Source organism: Methylobacterium sp. E-025, assembly GCF_022829705.1.
In the GTDB taxonomy this organism is placed as follows: Bacteria; Pseudomonadota; Alphaproteobacteria; order Rhizobiales; family Beijerinckiaceae; genus Methylobacterium.
Genome location: NZ_JAKSYR010000062.1, coordinates 51069 through 67085, shown reverse-complemented (window position 1 = coordinate 67085; position 16017 = coordinate 51069). Strand labels below are relative to the sequence as shown.

The 16017-nt window shown below is 71.1% G+C and carries 16 protein-coding genes and 1 tRNA gene; 11 read left to right on the top strand and 6 right to left on the bottom strand.

Annotation, left to right across the window (positions count from 1 at the left end; genetic code table 11):
• Positions 1–21: 21 nt before the first annotated feature.
• The 5 genes from MKK64_RS05985 to MKK64_RS05965 form a co-directional block, all read right to left on the bottom strand.
• The gene (locus MKK64_RS05985) at positions 22–729 is read right to left on the bottom strand and encodes a uroporphyrinogen-III synthase (RefSeq protein WP_147844693.1); all 708 of its coding nucleotides are present in this window, start codon (positions 727–729) and stop codon (positions 22–24) included.
• Positions 730–733: 4 nt separating this feature from the next.
• Positions 734–1612, bottom strand: coding sequence for an aldose 1-epimerase family protein (locus MKK64_RS05980; RefSeq protein ID WP_243932618.1), 879 nt, complete (start codon positions 1610–1612; stop codon positions 734–736).
• 43 nt (positions 1613–1655) lie between these two features.
• Positions 1656–3407 carry an ABC transporter ATP-binding protein gene (locus MKK64_RS05975; RefSeq protein WP_243932830.1) on the bottom strand — a complete coding sequence of 584 codons (1752 nt, stop codon included), beginning with the start codon at positions 3405–3407 and terminating at the stop codon, positions 1656–1658.
• Between the two features lie 191 nt (positions 3408–3598).
• Positions 3599–3871, bottom strand: coding sequence for a hypothetical protein (locus tag MKK64_RS05970; protein WP_313898894.1), 273 nt, complete (start codon positions 3869–3871; stop codon positions 3599–3601).
• Positions 3872–4048: 177 nt separating this feature from the next.
• Positions 4049–4729 carry a DNA-binding protein gene (locus tag MKK64_RS05965; RefSeq protein ID WP_243932617.1) on the bottom strand — a complete coding sequence of 227 codons (681 nt, stop codon included), beginning with the start codon at positions 4727–4729 and terminating at the stop codon, positions 4049–4051.
• Between the two features lie 148 nt (positions 4730–4877).
• On the opposite strand from MKK64_RS05965, the gene MKK64_RS05960 reads away from it, so the two are divergent.
• Both MKK64_RS05960 and MKK64_RS05955 read left to right on the top strand, forming a co-directional pair.
• Positions 4878–5543 (top strand): response regulator transcription factor, encoded by a 666-nt coding sequence (locus MKK64_RS05960; RefSeq protein WP_147729022.1) that lies wholly within the window; start codon positions 4878–4880, stop codon positions 5541–5543.
• Complete coding sequence (locus MKK64_RS05955; protein ID WP_243932616.1) at positions 5543–6910, top strand: sensor histidine kinase; 1368 nt, start codon at positions 5543–5545, stop codon at positions 6908–6910. The genes MKK64_RS05960 and MKK64_RS05955 overlap by 1 nt, the downstream gene beginning before the upstream one ends.
• A 73-nt stretch (positions 6911–6983) precedes the next feature.
• On the opposite strand, the gene MKK64_RS05950 is transcribed toward MKK64_RS05955, so the two are convergent.
• A tRNA-Asp gene (locus tag MKK64_RS05950) sits at positions 6984–7060 on the bottom strand.
• Between the two features lie 359 nt (positions 7061–7419).
• Between MKK64_RS05950 and MKK64_RS05945 the strand changes: the two genes are divergently transcribed.
• The 9 genes from MKK64_RS05945 to nuoH are packed head-to-tail and all read left to right on the top strand — an operon-like array spanning position 7420 to position 15981.
• Positions 7420–7785 carry an NADH-quinone oxidoreductase subunit A gene (locus tag MKK64_RS05945; RefSeq protein WP_147728471.1) on the top strand — a complete coding sequence of 122 codons (366 nt, stop codon included), beginning with the start codon at positions 7420–7422 and terminating at the stop codon, positions 7783–7785.
• Between the two features lie 39 nt (positions 7786–7824).
• On the top strand, positions 7825–8412 hold the full coding sequence (locus tag MKK64_RS05940; protein ID WP_147728470.1) for a NuoB/complex I 20 kDa subunit family protein: 588 nt from the start codon (positions 7825–7827) through the stop codon (positions 8410–8412).
• Between the two features lie 9 nt (positions 8413–8421).
• Positions 8422–9069: an NADH-quinone oxidoreductase subunit C gene (locus MKK64_RS05935; protein ID WP_243932615.1), complete on the top strand. Its 648-nt coding sequence runs from the start codon at positions 8422–8424 to the stop codon at positions 9067–9069.
• Positions 9070–9084: 15 nt separating this feature from the next.
• On the top strand, positions 9085–10275 hold the full coding sequence (locus tag MKK64_RS05930; protein ID WP_147728467.1) for an NADH-quinone oxidoreductase subunit D: 1191 nt from the start codon (positions 9085–9087) through the stop codon (positions 10273–10275).
• A gap of 21 nt (positions 10276–10296) precedes the next feature.
• Positions 10297–11331: an NADH-quinone oxidoreductase subunit NuoE gene (gene nuoE / locus MKK64_RS05925; RefSeq protein WP_243932614.1), complete on the top strand. Its 1035-nt coding sequence runs from the start codon at positions 10297–10299 to the stop codon at positions 11329–11331.
• A gap of 19 nt (positions 11332–11350) precedes the next feature.
• Positions 11351–12652, top strand: coding sequence for an NADH-quinone oxidoreductase subunit NuoF (nuoF, locus tag MKK64_RS05920; RefSeq protein ID WP_243932613.1), 1302 nt, complete (start codon positions 11351–11353; stop codon positions 12650–12652).
• Positions 12653–12657: 5 nt separating this feature from the next.
• Entirely contained in the window at positions 12658–12867 is a 210-nt protein-coding gene (locus MKK64_RS05915) for a hypothetical protein (RefSeq protein WP_243932612.1), read from the top strand.
• 9 nt (positions 12868–12876) lie between these two features.
• Positions 12877–14949 carry an NADH-quinone oxidoreductase subunit NuoG gene (nuoG, locus tag MKK64_RS05910; protein WP_243932611.1) on the top strand — a complete coding sequence of 691 codons (2073 nt, stop codon included), beginning with the start codon at positions 12877–12879 and terminating at the stop codon, positions 14947–14949.
• 9 nt (positions 14950–14958) lie between these two features.
• Positions 14959–15981, top strand: coding sequence for an NADH-quinone oxidoreductase subunit NuoH (gene nuoH, locus MKK64_RS05905; RefSeq protein WP_147726109.1), 1023 nt, complete (start codon positions 14959–14961; stop codon positions 15979–15981).
• Positions 15982–16017 lie beyond the last annotated feature (36 nt).

Genomic DNA, 16017 nt, shown 5'->3' with positions numbered 1-16017 from the left:
TCTGACGGCGGCGCGGCGATGTCAGGACAGGCCGGCGAGGAGGTCGTCCTCGCGCGGTCGCCCAGCGACGAAATGGGCCGCGACCCCGGCTTGGTCCAGGGCTGCGGCCACGTCGTCCGACAGGCAGTAATGCCTCAACGCGCGGAAAGCTCCGCCGTGTCCGGCCGCTTCCGACAATCGATGCGCCACGCGCGCGCTGCGGCGGGAATAGTGCAGGGCGGCGTCGAGCCCTCCGGGGACGGCAGCGAAGGCCGCGAAGACCGGGTCCGGCAGGTGCGCCACCGCCTCGGCCGCGTAGGCGACGTGCGTCGCGATCCGGTAGCCGGCGGCCGTCAGCCGGGCGGCGGGTTCCGCCTTGCGCTCCGCGCCGGCCACGTGGAGCAGGGATGCCCCCGGCGCGACGGATCCCTGCACGATCGCTGCGAGCGCGGCGGCGTCGCCCGTCCCCGCCGTCACCGCGCCGAGCCGCGCTTCGGCGAGCGCCGCCGTCCGCGGGCCGACGGCGAAGACCGGGATTCCGCGCAGGGTGGCCGCCTCGGTCGTCGCGAGCAGCGCGTCGAGGGCGTTCGCGCTGGTGAGGATCAGCCCGTCGAACGGGCCCGGCGGCAGGGCTGCGCCGGTGGGGCGCACCACCAGCACCGGCGCCACCAGGGGCAGGTGGCCGAGCGCCGCCAGGCGTTCGCCGGTGCGTGCGGCGCCGGGCTCCGGCCGCGCCACCCAGACCCGCACGGCCTCACCCCTCCAGGGTGAGGCGGATGCCGTGATCGGCGGTGGCGCCGGGCGCCAGCAGGCGCTGCGCGTCGCGCTCGGCGAGCTCGCCCGAGAATCCGGCCCAGTCGGCATGCCCGGTCCAGGCTTCGAGCGACAGGAACGGCGCGGTCGGCTTCGTCCACACGGCGAGGTGCGGAAAATCCTCGACCGCCATCCGGATCGCCCGCCCGCCCGGCCCGGTGAAGCGCATCGTGCGGCTCAGCGCGTCGCGGAACACCAGCGCCTCGGTGAAGAGCGCCGGATCGAGGGGCAGGACGTTGCCCTCGAGGCGGATCGGGCGCTCCTCGCGCAGCAGCAGGCCGCCGGGGCCGACCTCGGGGACGCTGGCGCGCTCGGCCCGCTCGAATGCGACCGCGTAGCCGCCGCCGGCCGCGCGCGTCCCGCCCGCGAACGGCCAGGGGAAGGCCGGGTGGAAGCCGAGCCCGTAGGGCAGGGCGGTCTCGCCCGGATTGTGGACCGCGATGGCGAAGTCGAGCCCGGCGGGGCGCACCCGCGCGGTGATGTCGAGGCGGAAGCGGAAGGGATAGTGCGCCAGCGTCTCGGCCGTTTCGGTCAGGCGCAGGGTGACGGCCTCGTCCGTCCGCTCCACCACCGCGAAGGGCAGGTCGCGGGCGAAGCCGTGCTGCGCCATCGGATAGGTCCGGCCTTCGACCCGCACCATCCCGCCGGCGGAGGCGCCGACCACCGGGAAGAGCCAGGGCGCGTGCCGGTTCCAGTGCTCGGGATCGCCGCTCCAGAGGTATTCGGTGCCGCCCACCCGCCACGACACCAGCTCGGAGCCGGCGAGCGTCAGGGTCGCGGTGGTGCCGTCGGCGGCCTTCAGGTGGATCGGATCGGGCATGGGGCATCGGCTCCGGATCGGGGTGGGTTCGTCGGCGCGCGGCTCACGCGGCCGCCCCGACATGCTGCGTCACCGCGTGAAGCGGGCCCGACGCCACGAGGCGGCCGCCGTCGAGCACGTGGACCGTGTCGGCCGCTTCCAGGCTGGTGAGGCGGTGGGCGATCATGATCAGCGTGCGCTGGCCGGCGAGCGCGTCGAGCGCGGCCATCACCGCGCCCTCGGTCTCGCCGTCCAGCGCCGAGGTCGCCTCGTCGAACACGATCACGTCGGGGTCGTGGTAGAGCGCGCGGGCGATGCCGATGCGCTGGCGCTGGCCGCCGGAGAGGCGCGCGCCGCGCTCGCCGACGCGGGCGTCGTAGCTCTCGGGCAGGGCGGCGACGAAGTCGTGCGCGCCGGCGAGCCGCGCCGCCCGCTCCACCGCCGCGCGGTCGACCGGCTCGAGGCCCAGCGCGATGTTCTCGGCCACCGTCCCGTCCACGAGGAACACGTCCTGCGGGACGTAGCCGATCCGGTTCTGCCAGGCCGGCAGGGCCTGTGAATCCAAAGGCGTGCCGTCGACGGTGATGCGGCCGGCATCCGGCGTCAGGATGCCGAGCATCAGGCCGACCAGGGTCGACTTGCCCGAGCCGGTGCGCCCGACGAGGCCGACGGTGGTGTTGGCCCGGATCGTCAGGCTCACGTCCGCGAGCGCCGCCCGCCCGGGCGCGTAGGCGAAGCCGACCCGCTCCAGGCGGATCGCGTCGCGGAACGGCAGCCGTGCGTCGGTCCGCGGCGAACTCTCGCTCTCGCCGTCGAGGTCGTCGACGATCACCCGCACCGCCGGCAGGTAGAAGCGCAGCAGAGCCAGCGAGTTGAAGATGTTCTGGAAGGCCGGCAGCATCCGGTATCCGGCGAAGGCGAACAGCCCGAGCAGCGGCAGGATGCCGGCGGTGTCGAGCCCCTGGGCGAGGGCGAACAGCACCACCACGATGACGCCGCCGAAGGCCAGGGCCTCGATGACGAAGCGCGGCATCTGCCCCGTCAGCAGGCTCTCGGCGGTGGCCTTGGCATAGGCGCGGGCGGGGGCGTCGAATTTGCCGGCGAAGGCGTCCGCCCGGCCGTAGAGCTTGAGTTCGGTGAGCGCGCCCAGGGTCTCCTGCACCACGCGGTAGCGCTGCGCGTTGTCGGCGACCGAGCGGGCGCCGAGCGAGGCGAGGCGCGCGCGCATCACCAGGTAGATGCCGACGTAGAGCCCGCCGAAGCCGCCGCCGAGGATCAGCGCCAGGCGCGGCGCGTAGACCAGCAGGAAGCCGATCACCGCGAGGGCCGAGATCGCGCGGGAGGCGACGACGGTGGCCGGCGTCAGCACGCCGACGACCAGGCGGTCGGTCTCCGAGAGCACGGTCTTGGCAAGCTCCGCGCTGTTGCCCTGGGTGAAGAACAGCTTTTCGCGGGCGAGGTAGCGGAACAGCAGCCGCCGGGCGAAGCCGTAGCCGGTGAGATGGGTGAACAAGAGCTGCGCGTAGGTCAGCGCGGCGTTGACCACCGCGGTCACGAGGATCGCGAGCAGCGCCGCCATCCCGGCCGCGATCAGGAAGCTGCGGTCGTCCGACAGCCCGAGCGTGTCGCGGATCTGCGCGAGGTAGGGCAGGCGGGTGGCGGCCGCGGGATCGCCGACCAGCGTCAGGAACGGGATCACCGAGGCGACGCCGACCACCTCGAGCAGCCCTGCGCCGGCCAGCCCCAGGGCGATCAGCGCGAGCCGGCGCCGGTCGCGGGTCCGCATCGCGCGCACGAGATCGATCAGCGTGCGCAACGGGGTGTCCTCGGGATCGGCGGAACGCACCTCTCCTTCTCCCCTTTGCCGGGAAGGGTACCCTGCGGAGCAGGGGGGCAGGGAAAGGCGCCCGGCGCGGTTCTCTCTGTGAAGCGCACGTTCATGTGGGCCGAGCGCATAGAGGCCCGGCGCCGGGCTGTCCACGCGGGCGGGCCGAAGCCCGCCCGCGATCAATCGACCTTCTTCAGCGAGCCGAGGTCGACGTCGCCGTTCTGGCTGGTGAAGGTCAGCGACTTGGATCCGCCGTCCTGCTGCGAGACGCCGCCGATCTTGTGGTCGCCGCTGTCGTAGGTCGTGGTCTTGCCGTCCTGCTCGATCAGCAGGCGGTGCTTCTCGGGGAAGAAGGCGTACTTCATCCCGTTCTGCGCCCCGCTGGTCGAGGGCTGGCCGAGGTCCTCTGGCCACCAGGGCTCCATGCCCTTCATCGGCTTCATGGGTTCCATGGGCTTCATCGGTTCCATCGGCTTCATCGGTTCCATCTGGGGCAGGCTCCTTGCGGGTGTCTCGCGTGCGGTCCGTCTCTCGCCAAGACGCGGCAGGGCGGGATCGGTTGCATCGCGCCGGGCCCGTCGAGGCGAGGATCGTGCCGCGCCGCCGGATCGGCGGCGCGGCCGACGACCTCAGAACACGCGCTTCTCGCGGATCTGACCGTCGAAGCCGACATGGAGCTGGCGCTCGCGCCCGTCCTGGCCCTTGGCGGCGACCTCGAGGTGGCGCGGGCCGCGGCCGGTGACGCGGACGTCCGAGTAGCCGGCCGCCTGCACCGAGGCGGTCAGCGCCGGCACGTCGGGGTTGGGCCCGAGCCCGACCTTGTCCTTCGCCCAGTCGAGGGTGCCGGGGGGCGGGCCGCCGGCCGGGCCGAGCAGCACGCGGTTGCCGTCGCCGTGGGTCAGCACCGCCGCGTGCAGTAACCCGTTCTCGAAGCGCCCCTGCACGGTGACGGTCTCGCCCTTGGCGACGAGCTTGCCGTCTTCGCCCTGGCGCCCGGTCTCGACCAGCGCCCGCCCGGTGCCGTCCTGCAGCACGAACTTGTTGCCGAAGATCTCGGCGACCTCGCCCTTGGCGGCGATGCCGCCCGACGGCACCAGCGCCGAGATCGCCACCGGGGCGATCGGCGTGGTCGAGGGCGCGCCGTTCTGCGCCAGGGAGAGGCCGACGGCGCCGAGCGCCAGCGGCGCGGCGATCGCCCCGACGACGAGGGTGCGGCGGGGCAGGCGGCGTGCGGGTCTCGATGCGGCTCCCTCGGCGGCGGCCTGGCGAACCTCGGTGGCGGTGCCGTCGATGACCTGTTCGTTGCTCATGATGAAACGTGTCCTGTTCGGTTGGGCCCTTTCGGGTTGACGGCGTTCTAGGAGAGGCCCGCCAATCCACCCTGAACCGCGCGGTTCAGCCCCGGTTAAACCGGCCGGCCTAACCCCCGACGCCCGTTCCCCGAAGGTGCCGAGAACCATGAAAGTCCTGTTGGTCGAGGACGATGCCGCGCTCGGCGCCGAGATCGCGAAGGCCCTGCGCGCGGAAAGCTTCGCCCTCGACCACGCGCGCGACGGCGAGGACGCGCAGCATCTCGGCGAGACCGAGGATTACGACGCGGTGGTGCTCGACCTCGGCCTGCCCAAGCGCGACGGCGTCTCCGTGCTGCAGGCGTGGCGCGCCGCGGGGCGCACGCTCCCGGTGCTGATCCTCACCGCCCGCGACGGCTGGAGCGACAAGGTCGCGGGCTTCAAGGCCGGCGCCGACGACTATCTCGTCAAGCCGTTCCGCACCGAGGAGCTGGTGATCCGCCTGCGGGCGCTGGTGCGCCGCGCCCAGGCCAGCGGCGCGAGCCGGCTCGTCTGCGGGCCGCTGAGCTTCGACCCCGGGCTGGGCGCCTTCGAGCGCGACGGCCTGCCCCTGAAGCTCACCGGGCTCGAATGGCGGGTGCTGTCCTGCCTGATGCTGCGCAAGGACGCGGTGGTGCCCCGCCTGCAACTGATCGAGCGGGTCTATGACGGCGACGCCGACGTCGACTCGAACTCGGTCGAGGTCATCATCACGCGCCTGCGCCGCAAGATCGCCCCGGCGCAGATCGAGGCGGTGCGCGGCCACGGCTGGCGCCTGCACGCGGACGCCGCGTGATGGCGCACGCATCCCGGCTGGAACGCGCACCGCGCACGGGCTCGCTGGCGCGCCGCCTGCTCGCGGCCGCCTTCGTCCTCGTCACCGTCGCGCTGGTCGTGGCGGGCATCGCGATCGGCTTCATCCTCCACCGTTTCGTGCGGGGGCAGATCGACGGCCGGCTCGACGCGCAGATCGTGGCGATCCGCTCCGGGCTGGAGCAGGGCCCCGACGGTCCGCGCCTCGCCCGCGACTTCGACGCGCCGCCCTTCGACCGCGCGGGCTCGGGCTGGGCCTGGCAGGTGCGGCGCGGCGGGACGCGCCTGCGCTCCGCCTCGCTCGGCAGCGACGTGCTGCCCGTGCCGGCCGGCCCCCGTCCCGACGACGGGTCGGAGCGGCCTCAGCCCGCCGACGCGACCGATGCGAACGGGCGCGGCCTGATCCTGCGCGTCCTGACGCTGCCGGCGGAGGACGGCGGCGCGGCGACCGTGATCGCCGCCTCCGCGCCCGCCGCGGCGTTGCGCGGGCCGCTGCGCGAGGCCCTGACCACGCTGGCGCTGGCGCTCGCGGTGCTCGGCCTCTGCCTGATCGGCGGGGTGCTGGCGCAGGTGCGCCTCGGCCTCGCGCCGCTGCAGCGCCTGCGCGCGGACCTCGCCGAGGTGCGTGCCGGGCGGCGCGAGCGGGTGCCGGTGGCGCAGCCGACGGAGATCCGGCCGCTGGTCGCCGAGCTCAACGCGCTGCTGGACCAGAACGCGGCCAACCTCGAGCGGGCCCGCACCCATGTCGCGAACCTCGCCCACGGCCTGAAGACGCCGCTCGCCACCCTGACCCTGGCGCTCGCCGACCCGGCCCGCGACGCCGACGGCACCTTGAGCGACCTCGTCGGCTCGATGGACCGGCAGGTCCGCCACCACCTGCGCCGGGCGCGCGCCGCGGCGCTGGAAGGCACGGCCCGCGGCCGGATCGACCTCGCGAGCCCTGTCGGGGACCTCGCCGCGACGCTGGGGCGGCTGCATGCGGCCAAGGGCGTGCGGATCCAGGCAAACCTCGCCGAGGGGTTGGCCGTGGGATGCGAGGCGCAGGACCTCGACGAGATGCTCGGGAACCTAATGGACAACGCCTGCCAGTGGTGCCGCGGCGAGGTCCGCGTCTCGGCGGCCCCGGCCGAGGGGGCGGTGGCGATTCGCGTCGAGGACGACGGGCCGGGCCTCGATCCGGCCGAGGCGGCGTCCGTCCTGCGCCGCGGGCAGCGGCTCGACGAGAGCGTGCCGGGCAACGGCTTCGGCCTGTCGATCACCCTGGAGCTGGCCGAGCTCTACGGCGGCGGCCTGACGCTCGACCGGTCCGGCCTCGGCGGCCTGCGGGCGACCCTCGTTCTGCCGGGCTAGAGCCGAACGCGGAAAGCCCTCGACGGCACGAAGCCGGAGGGCTGATTCGGTCTGGATGGGGAGGGAGGAAACGTGGCGCGGGCGACGGGACTCGAACCCGCGACCTCCGGCGTGACAGGCCGGCACTCTAACCAACTGAGCTACGCCCGCACGGCGCATCCGCTCGAAGGCCCGGTGGGCCTCGGCGACGAGCGGGGGTTTATGTGGGGGGGCAGGGAGTGTCAAGCGCGAGCTTGCCACGCGGAGCGCGATTGTCCGCATGGCCCGATCCCGGTGCCGCCGGGCCGGCTCGGACCTTGCCGGGCCTGCGCCGATCTGCCGTGTTGGCGAAGGCCTGACACAGCGCCACCTGTCTGTCTCAAGCCGCGATTGTGCGACGCGCAAACGGCTTGTTTCACCGGGTCGGCTCGACTAAGCCTCGGCCCGCGCGCACTCTGGCATTGGAGCAATTCCATATCGCCGTTCGGTGAAATTCAGGGCGGCGCAGTCCAGCGCGTGAGAGGTGTCGCATGACCGGTCTCCTGGCGGATTACCTGCCGCTCATCGTGTTCCTCGGCGTATCACTGTTCATCGCGGCGGCTCTCCTGGTGGCCCCGTTCCTGGTGGCCTATTCGAGCCCGGATCCGGAAAAGCTCTCGGCCTACGAGTGCGGCTTCAACGCCTTCGACGACGCCCGCATGAAGTTCGACGTGCGGTTCTACCTCGTCGCCATCCTGTTCATCATCTTCGACCTCGAAGTCGCCTTCCTGTTCCCCTGGGCCATCACGTTCGGGGATCTCGGCTGGTTCGGCATGTGGTCGATGATGGCCTTCCTCGGGGTCCTCACCGTCGGCTTCGTCTACGAGTGGCGCAAGGGCGCCCTCGAATGGGATTAGCCCGCGTCGTCGCCCCGCCCGTCCGCTCCTGAGGCATCCATGGCCTTCACTCCCGAACTGTCCCGCGCCCCGGCGATCGCGCCGCAGGCCAAGGGGCTCGTCGACCCGAACACCGGACGTCCGATCGGCGCGGACGACCCGACCTTTCTGACGATCAGCGCCGAGCTCGCCGACCGCGGGTTCCTGATCACCTCCACCGACGACCTGATCAACTGGGCCCGCACCGGCTCGCTGATGTGGATGACGTTCGGGCTGGCCTGCTGCGCCGTCGAGATGATGCAGATGTCGATGCCGCGCTACGATTGCGAGCGCTTCGGCTTCGCCCCGCGCGGTTCGCCCCGCCAGTCCGACGTGATGATCGTCGCCGGCACGCTGACCAACAAGATGGCCCCGGCGCTGCGCAAGGTCTACGACCAGATGCCGGAGCCGCGCTACGTGATCTCGATGGGGTCCTGCGCCAACGGCGGCGGCTACTACCACTATTCGTATTCGGTGGTGCGCGGCTGCGACCGGGTCGTGCCGGTCGACATCTACGTTCCGGGCTGCCCGCCGACGGCGGAAGCGCTGCTCTACGGCGTGCTGCTCCTGCAGAAGAAGATCCGCCGCACCGGCACGATCGAGCGCTGAGGTGACGCGATGACCAACGGCATCTCGATCCTCGCCCACACCCAGCCGGTCTCTGGCGACGCGGCGCTGCAGGCGCTGTCGGACCACGTCGCCGGGGCGCTCGGCCCGGCGGTGGTCGAGCGCGCCATCGCGCTCGGCGAGCTGACGCTGATCGTCCAGGCCTCGGACATCGTCTTCGCGCTGACGTTCCTGCGCGACGACCCGGCCTGCGCCTTCCGGAACTTCATCGACATCTGCGGCGCCGACTATCCGAGCCGCGCCGAGCGCTTCGACGTGGTCTACCACCTGCTCAGCCTGCGCCACAATTGCCGGATCCGGGTCAAGGTGCGCACCGACGAGGTCACGCCGGTCCCTTCCGTGATCGAGGTGTTCCCGGCGGCCAACTGGTACGAGCGCGAGACCTACGACCTCTACGGCATCCTGTTCTCGGGCCACCCGGACCTGCGCCGGCTGCTCACCGATTACGGCTTCGAGGGCCACCCCCTGCGCAAGGACTTCCCGCTCACCGGCTTCGTCGAGGTCCGCTACGACCAGGACGAGGCGCGGGTGGTCTACGAGCCGGTGAAGCTGACCCAGGAATTCCGGAACTTCGACTTCCTGTCGCCGTGGGAGGGCACCGAATACGTGCTTCCCGGCGACGAGAAGAAGACGGCTTGAGGCGGAGGGCTCACCATGACCGAGCATAACATCCGCAACTTCGCGATCAATTTCGGTCCGCAGCATCCGGCGGCGCACGGCGTGCTGCGCCTCGTGCTGGAGCTCGACGGCGAGGTGGTCGAGCGCGTCGATCCGCATATCGGCCTGCTCCATCGCGGCACCGAGAAGCTGATCGAGTACAAGACCTACCTCCAGGTCACGCCGTATTTCGACCGGCTCGACTACGTTTCGCCGATGAACCAGGAGCACGCCTTCTGCCTGGCGATCGAGAAGCTCGCCGGCATCGAGGTTCCGCGGCGGGCCCAGCTCATCCGCACCCTGTTCTGCGAGATCGGCCGGCTGCTCTCCCACCTCCTCAACGTCACGACGCAGGCGATGGATGTCGGCGCGCTGACGCCCCCGCTCTGGGGCTTCGAGGAGCGCGAGAAACTGATGATCTTCTACGAGCGGGCCTCGGGCGCCCGGCTCCACGCCAACTACTTCCGTCCCGGCGGCGTGCACCAGGACCTGCCGCCCGCGCTGATCGACGACATCGAGGCGTTCTGCGACCCGTTCCTGCAGGTGGTGCAGGACCTCGACGACCTCGTCATGTCCAACCGCATCTTCAAGCAGCGCAACGTCGACATCGGCATCGTCTCGGTGGACGAGGCGATGGCCTGGGGCTTCTCCGGCCCGATGGTGCGCGGCTCCGGCATCCCGTGGGATCTGCGCAAGTCGCAGCCCTACGAGTGCTACGAGGAGATGGAGTTCGACATCCCCGTGGGGAAGAACGGCGACACCTACGATCGCCAGGTGATCCGCATGGAGGAGATGCGGGAATCCGTGAAGATCATGCGGCAATGCTGCGTCAAGCTGCGCGAGCCGGCGGGGCAGGGGCCGATCGCCTCGATCGACGGCAAGTTCGCGCCGCCGCCGCGCCGGGAGATGAAGCGCTCGATGGAAGCGCTCATCCACCACTTCAAGCTCTACACGGAAGGGTTCCACGTGCCCGCCGGCGAGGTCTACGCCGCGGTCGAGGCGCCCAAGGGCGAGTTCGGCGTCTACCTCGTCTCCGACGGGACCAACAAGCCGTATCGCTGCAAGATTCGCGCTCCGGGCTTCGCCCACCTCCAGGCGATGGACTGGATGTGCCGCGGGCACCTGCTCGCCGACGTGTCCTGCGTGCTCGGCACGCTCGACATCGTCTTCGGCGAGGTGGACCGGTGAGCTGGAAGGGCCAGAACTGATATGTCGAACCGCAGGCTCGCCCCCGCCGCCGAGCAGCCCGAGAGCTTCGCGTTCACGCCGGAGAACGCGGACTGGGCCAAGGGCCAGATCGAGAAGTACCCGGAGGGCCGCCAGGCCTCCGCCGTGATCCCGCTGCTGTGGAAAGCGCAGGAGCAGAACGGCGGCTGGCTGCCGCGGCGCGCGATCGAGGCGGTGGCCGACGAGCTCGGCATGCCGCACATCCGCGTGCTCGAGGTCGCGACCTTCTACACGATGTTCGCGCTGGAGCCGGTGGGCCGGTTCTGGATCCAGCTCTGCGGCACGGTGCCGTGCGATTCCTGCGGCGCGCGCGAGCTGAAGGACATGCTGCACGCCCGCCTCGGCGCGCCGGGGCACGTGTCCGCCGACGGCAACTTCTCCTGGCTGGAGGTCGAGTGCCTCGGTGCCTGCTGCAACGCGCCGATGGTGCAGATCAACCAGGACTACTACGAGGACCTGACGCCCGAGAGCCTCGGCCGGCTGATGGACGACCTCGCCGCCGGCCGTCCGGTCAAGGTCGGCTCGCAGACCGGCCGCGTCTCGTCGGAGCCGCAGGGCGGCGCCGCGACGCTGACCGACGCGACGCTGTTCGACGGGTCGCGCGTCGGCGCCTGGCGCCAGCGCTTCGAGGACAAGAGCAAGGCCGAGGGCGAGGAGGCCCGGGGCAAGGACGAAGCCGCCTCGACCGAGGCGCGCGCGGCGAGCGAGCCGAAGATCGCCAAGCCCGATGCCGGCCGCGCCGTCGAGCGCCCGGCCGCCGACGCCCCGGCCCAGCGCGCCGCGGACGGCGATGTGCCGACCAAGGCCGGCGACAAGGCCGACGCCGACGTCCTGGATTCGCCGGCCAAGCGCGTCGTCGAGGGAGAGCCCGCCGGCGCCGAGGCGGGCGCGCAGTCCGACCTGCCGCGCGACGCGGTGCCGCCGCAGCCGGAAGCCTCGGGCGCGAGCGGGGACGCGCCCGCCGCGGAGCCATCGAAGCCCGACGCGGCGCCGACCAAGACCGACCCGGCCACCTGAGACACGGAAAGCCAAAGCCATGCTGGCCGATCAGGATCGCATCTTCACCAACCTGTACGGGTTGCACTCGCCGGGCCTCGAGGCCGCGCAGAAGCGCGGCGCGTGGGACGGCACCAAATTCCTTCTCGAGATGGGCCGCGACTGGATCATCGACGAGATGAAAGCCTCGGGCCTGCGCGGCCGCGGCGGCGCCGGCTTCCCGACCGGCCTCAAGTGGTCGTTCATGCCCAAGAAGTCGGACGGGCGGCCGCACTACCTCGTGGTCAACGCCGACGAGTCCGAGCCCGGCACCTGCAAGGACCGGGAGATCATGCGGCACGATCCGCACCTCCTGATCGAGGGCTGCATGCTGGCCTCGTTCGCGATGGCGGCGCATGCCTGCTACATCTACATCCGCGGCGAGTACGTCGCCGAGAAGCACGCGCTGCAGCGGGCGGTCGACGAGGCCTACGCCGCCCGGCTCGTCGGGCAGAACAACGTCCACGGCTACCCGTTCGACATCTACGTCCACCACGGCGCCGGGGCCTACATCTGCGGCGAGGAGACGGCGCTGCTGGAAAGCCTCGAGGGCAAGAAGGGGATGCCGCGCCTCAAGCCGCCGTTCCCGGCCAACATGGGCCTCTACGGCTGCCCGACGACGGTGAACAACGTCGAGTCGATCGCGGTCGCCGGCACGATCCTGCGCCGCGGCGGCGCGTGGTTCGCGGGCTTGGGCGGCAAGAACAACACCGGCACCAAGCTGTTCTGCGTCTCCGGCCACGTCAACAAGCCGTGCAACGTCGAGGAGGAGCTCGGGATCACCTTCCGCGAGCTCGTCGACAAGCATTGCGGCGGCATGCGCGGCGGCTGGGACAACCTGCTGTGCTCGATCCCCGGCGGCTCCTCGGTGCCGCTGGTGCCCGCCGAGCAGATCATCGACGCGAAAATGGACTTCGACACCCTGCGCAACCTCGGCTCCGGCCTCGGCACGGCGGCGGTGATCGTGCTCGACCGCTCGACCGACATCGTCCAGGCGATCGCCCGCATCGCGTACTTCTACAAGCACGAGTCCTGCGGGCAGTGCACGCCCTGCCGCGAGGGCACCGGTTGGATGTGGCGGGTGATGCTGCGCATGGCGGAAGGCCGCGCTCAGAAGCGCGAGATCGACATGCTGCTCGACGTCACCAAGCAGATCGAGGGTCACACGATCTGCGCGCTCGGCGACGCGGCGGCCTGGCCGATCCAGGGCCTGATCCGCCATTTCCGCCCTGAGATCGAGAAGCGGATCGACCGCTACAGCGCCAACCCGCATTCCGATGCGGTGCCGATGGCCGCGGAGTGAAGCCGATGACCGACCAGCCCGACAACCCGATGCTCGTGTACCTCCGTCGCATCGATGAGAAGGTCGATCGGCTGAGTGCCGACATGCACGATGTGAAGGTGCGGCTGTCCGGCATCGAAGAGAATCTGGCCGGCGTCCATGGCCGGATCGACCGTCTCGAACTTCCGGTCGAGCGGATCGAGCGCAGGCTCGATCTCGCCGACACGACGCACTGAGAAGCGCGCATGACCAAAATCCTCGTCGACGGCATCGAGGTCGATGTTCCGGCCGAATTCACCCTGCTGCAGGCCTGCGAGATGGCGGGCGCGGAGATCCCGCGCTTCTGCTTCCACGAGCGGCTGTCGATCGCCGGCAATTGCCGGATGTGCCTGGTCGAGCTGAAGGGCGCGCCCAAGCCGGTGGCCTCCTGCGCCTACGCGGTCAAGGATTGCCGCCCCGGCCCGAACGGCGAGCCGCCGGAGGTCCTCACGCGCTCCGGAACGACGAAGAAGGCGCGCGAGGGGGTGATGGAGTTCCTCCTCATCAACCACCCGCTCGATTGCCCGATCTGCGACCAGGGCGGCCATTGCGATCTGCAGGACCAGGCGATGGCCTACGGCGTCGACTCGACCCGCTACGGCGAGAACAAGCGCGCGGTCGAGGAGAAGTACATCGGCCCGCTGGTGCGGACCGCGATGAACCGCTGCATCCACTGCACCCGCTGCGTCCGCTTCCTCGCCGAGGTCGCCGGCGTGCCGGATCTCGGCGCGATCGGCCGCGGCGAGGACATGGAGATCACGAGCTACCTCGAGGAGGCGATGGGCTCGGAGCTGCAGGGCAACGTCGCCGACCTCTGTCCGGTCGGCGCCCTCGTGCCCAAGCCGCAGAGCTACAACATCCGCCCGTGGGAGCTGTCGAAGACCGAATCGGTCGACGTGATGGACGCGGTCGGCTCGGCGATTCGCGTCGACGCCCGCGGCCGCGAGGTCATGCAGATCGAGCCTCGGGTTAACGAGGACATCAACGAGGAGTGGATCTCGGACAAGACCCGCCACCCCGTCGACGGTCTGCGCGTCCAGCGCCTCGACCGGCCGTACCTGCGCGAGAACGGCCGCCTGCGCCCCGCCTCCTGGGGCGAAGCCTTCGCCGCGATCGCGGCCAAGGTGAAGGGCACCGATCCCAAGCGCATCGGCGCGCTGGTCGGCGATCTCGCTGGGGTCGAGGAGACCTACGCGCTCAAGAGCCTGATGACCGGGCTCGGCGTCGCCAACCGCGATTGCCGCCAGGGCGGTGAGCGGCTCGATCCGGCCTGGGGCCGCGCCGCCTACGTGTTCAACCCGACGATCCCCGGCATCGAGACGGCGGACGCGATCCTGCTCGTCGGCGCCAATCCGCGGACCGAGGCGTCGCTCCTCAACGTCCGCATCCGCAAGCGCTGGCGGATGGGGCCGCTCGCGGTCGGCCTGATCGGCGAGGCCACCGACCTCACCTATCCCCACACCTATCTCGGCGCCGGCACCGACACGCTGACGGCTTTGGCCAAGGGCGAGCACAGCTTCCTCGAGATCCTGAAGGGCGCCGAGCGTCCGCTGGTGATCGTCGGCGCCGCCGCGCTCGCCGACCCGGCGGTGCTCGCCGCCGCCGCCGCGCTCGCCAAGGACGTCGGCGCCGTCACGCCGGCGTGGAACGGCTTCGGCGTTCTGAACACCGCGGCCGCCCGCGTCGGGGCGCTGGATCTCGGCTTCGTGCCGGGGGAGGGCGGACTCGACTTCGCCGGCATGATCGCGCCCGGCGCCCTCGACGTCGTGTTCAACCTCGGTGCCGACGAGTGCACGGTCGGGGCCGGCGCCTTCGTGATCTACCAGGGGACCCACGGCGACCGCGGCGCCTCCCGCGCCGACGTGGTGCTGCCGGGCGCCGCCTACACCGAGAAGAGCGCGACCTACGTCAACCTCGAGGGCCGGGTTCAGCAGGTCAACCGCGCCGGCTTCCCGCCGGGCGACGCCCGCGAGGACTGGGCCATCCTGCGCGCGCTCTCGGACGTGCTCGGCCACCGCCTGCCGTTCGATTCGCTGGTGGCCCTGCGCCGGGCGCTCTACGCCGAGCACCCCCACATGGCCGCCATCGGCAGCGTCGAGCCGGGCGACACGGTCGCGGCGGTCGATCGCCTGGCCGGCCTCGGCGGCGAGGTCGCGAAGGCGACCTTCGCCTCGCCGGTGCTCGACTTCTACCTCACCAATCCGATCGCGCGCGCCTCGCGCGTGCTCGCCGAATGTTCGAGCCTCGCCCGCGGGCGCGCCCTCGAAGCCGCCGAGTAAGGGGCCGCCATGACACCTTGGGAAACCGTGGGCCTCGTGCTGCTGCTGGCGCTGAAGAGCTTCCTGCTGCTCGCCTGCCTGCTCGTCTTCATCGCCTACGCGCTGCTTGCCGACCGCAAGATCTGGGCGGCGGTGCAGCTGCGACGCGGGCCGAACGTGGTCGGCCCGTTCGGCCTGTTCCAGTCCTTCGCCGACCTCTTGAAGTTCGTGCTGAAGGAGCCGGTGATTCCCGCCGGCGCCAACAAGGCGCTGTTCCTGCTGGCGCCCCTGGTCTTCGCGACGCTGGCGCTCGCGGCCTGGGCCGTGATCCCGCTCGCGGAGGGTTGGGCGCTGGCCGACCTCAACGTCGGCATGACCTACATCTTCGCGATCTCGTCGCTGGGCGTCTACGGCGTCCTGATGGGCGGCTGGGCCTCGAACTCGAAATACGCCTTCCTCGGTGCGCTGCGCTCGGCGGCGCAGATGATCTCCTACGAGGTCTCGCTCGGCTTCGTGATCATCTGCGTGCTGCTCTGCGCCGGCTCGCTCAACCTGTCGAAGATCGTCATCGCGCAGGACACCTCGCTCGGCATCCTCGGCTGGTACTGGCTGTGGCTGTTCCCGATGTTCGTCGTGTTCTTCATCTCGGCGCTCGCCGAGACCAACCGTCCGCCCTTCGACCTGCCCGAGGCCGAATCGGAGCTCGTCGCCGGCTACATGGTCGAGTACTCCTCGACCCCGTACCTGCTGTTCATGCTCGGCGAGTACGTGGCGATCATGACCATGTGCGCGCTCGGCACGGTGCTGTTCCTCGGCGGCTGGCTCTCGCCGATCCCGTTCGCGCCCTTCACCTGGGTGCCGGGGCTGATCTGGTTCGCACTCAAGGCCAGCTTCCTGTTCTTCATGATCGCCATGGTGAAGGCCATGGTGCCGCGCTACCGCTACGACCAGCTCATGCGGCTGGGCTGGAAGGTTTTCCTGCCCCTTTCGCTCGCCTCGGTCGTCGTCGTCGCCTTCGTGCTCAAGCTGACCGGCCTCGCTCCAGGTGCATGAGTGACGTCGTGCGTGAGCCTCACCCAGGAATCGGAG

Coding starts and splice junctions, on each gene's coding strand:
- MKK64_RS05915 (WP_243932612.1), top strand. CDS start 12,658: ATGACCGACCAGCCCGACAACCCGATGCTCGTGTACCTCCGTCGCATC.
- MKK64_RS05960 (WP_147729022.1), top strand. CDS start 4,878: ATGAAAGTCCTGTTGGTCGAGGACGATGCCGCGCTCGGCGCCGAGATC.
- MKK64_RS05945 (WP_147728471.1), top strand. CDS start 7,420: ATGACCGGTCTCCTGGCGGATTACCTGCCGCTCATCGTGTTCCTCGGC.
- MKK64_RS05955 (WP_243932616.1), top strand. CDS start 5,543: ATGGCGCACGCATCCCGGCTGGAACGCGCACCGCGCACGGGCTCGCTG.
- MKK64_RS05940 (WP_147728470.1), top strand. CDS start 7,825: ATGGCCTTCACTCCCGAACTGTCCCGCGCCCCGGCGATCGCGCCGCAG.
- MKK64_RS05980 (WP_243932618.1), bottom strand. CDS start 1,612: ATGCCCGATCCGATCCACCTGAAGGCCGCCGACGGCACCACCGCGACC.
- MKK64_RS05930 (WP_147728467.1), top strand. CDS start 9,085: ATGACCGAGCATAACATCCGCAACTTCGCGATCAATTTCGGTCCGCAG.
- nuoE (WP_243932614.1), top strand. CDS start 10,297: ATGTCGAACCGCAGGCTCGCCCCCGCCGCCGAGCAGCCCGAGAGCTTC.
- MKK64_RS05970 (WP_313898894.1), bottom strand. CDS start 3,871: ATGGAACCCATGAAGCCGATGAAGGGCATGGAGCCCTGGTGGCCAGAG.
- nuoG (WP_243932611.1), top strand. CDS start 12,877: ATGACCAAAATCCTCGTCGACGGCATCGAGGTCGATGTTCCGGCCGAA.
- nuoH (WP_147726109.1), top strand. CDS start 14,959: ATGACACCTTGGGAAACCGTGGGCCTCGTGCTGCTGCTGGCGCTGAAG.
- nuoF (WP_243932613.1), top strand. CDS start 11,351: ATGCTGGCCGATCAGGATCGCATCTTCACCAACCTGTACGGGTTGCAC.
- MKK64_RS05935 (WP_243932615.1), top strand. CDS start 8,422: ATGACCAACGGCATCTCGATCCTCGCCCACACCCAGCCGGTCTCTGGC.
- MKK64_RS05965 (WP_243932617.1), bottom strand. CDS start 4,729: ATGAGCAACGAACAGGTCATCGACGGCACCGCCACCGAGGTTCGCCAG.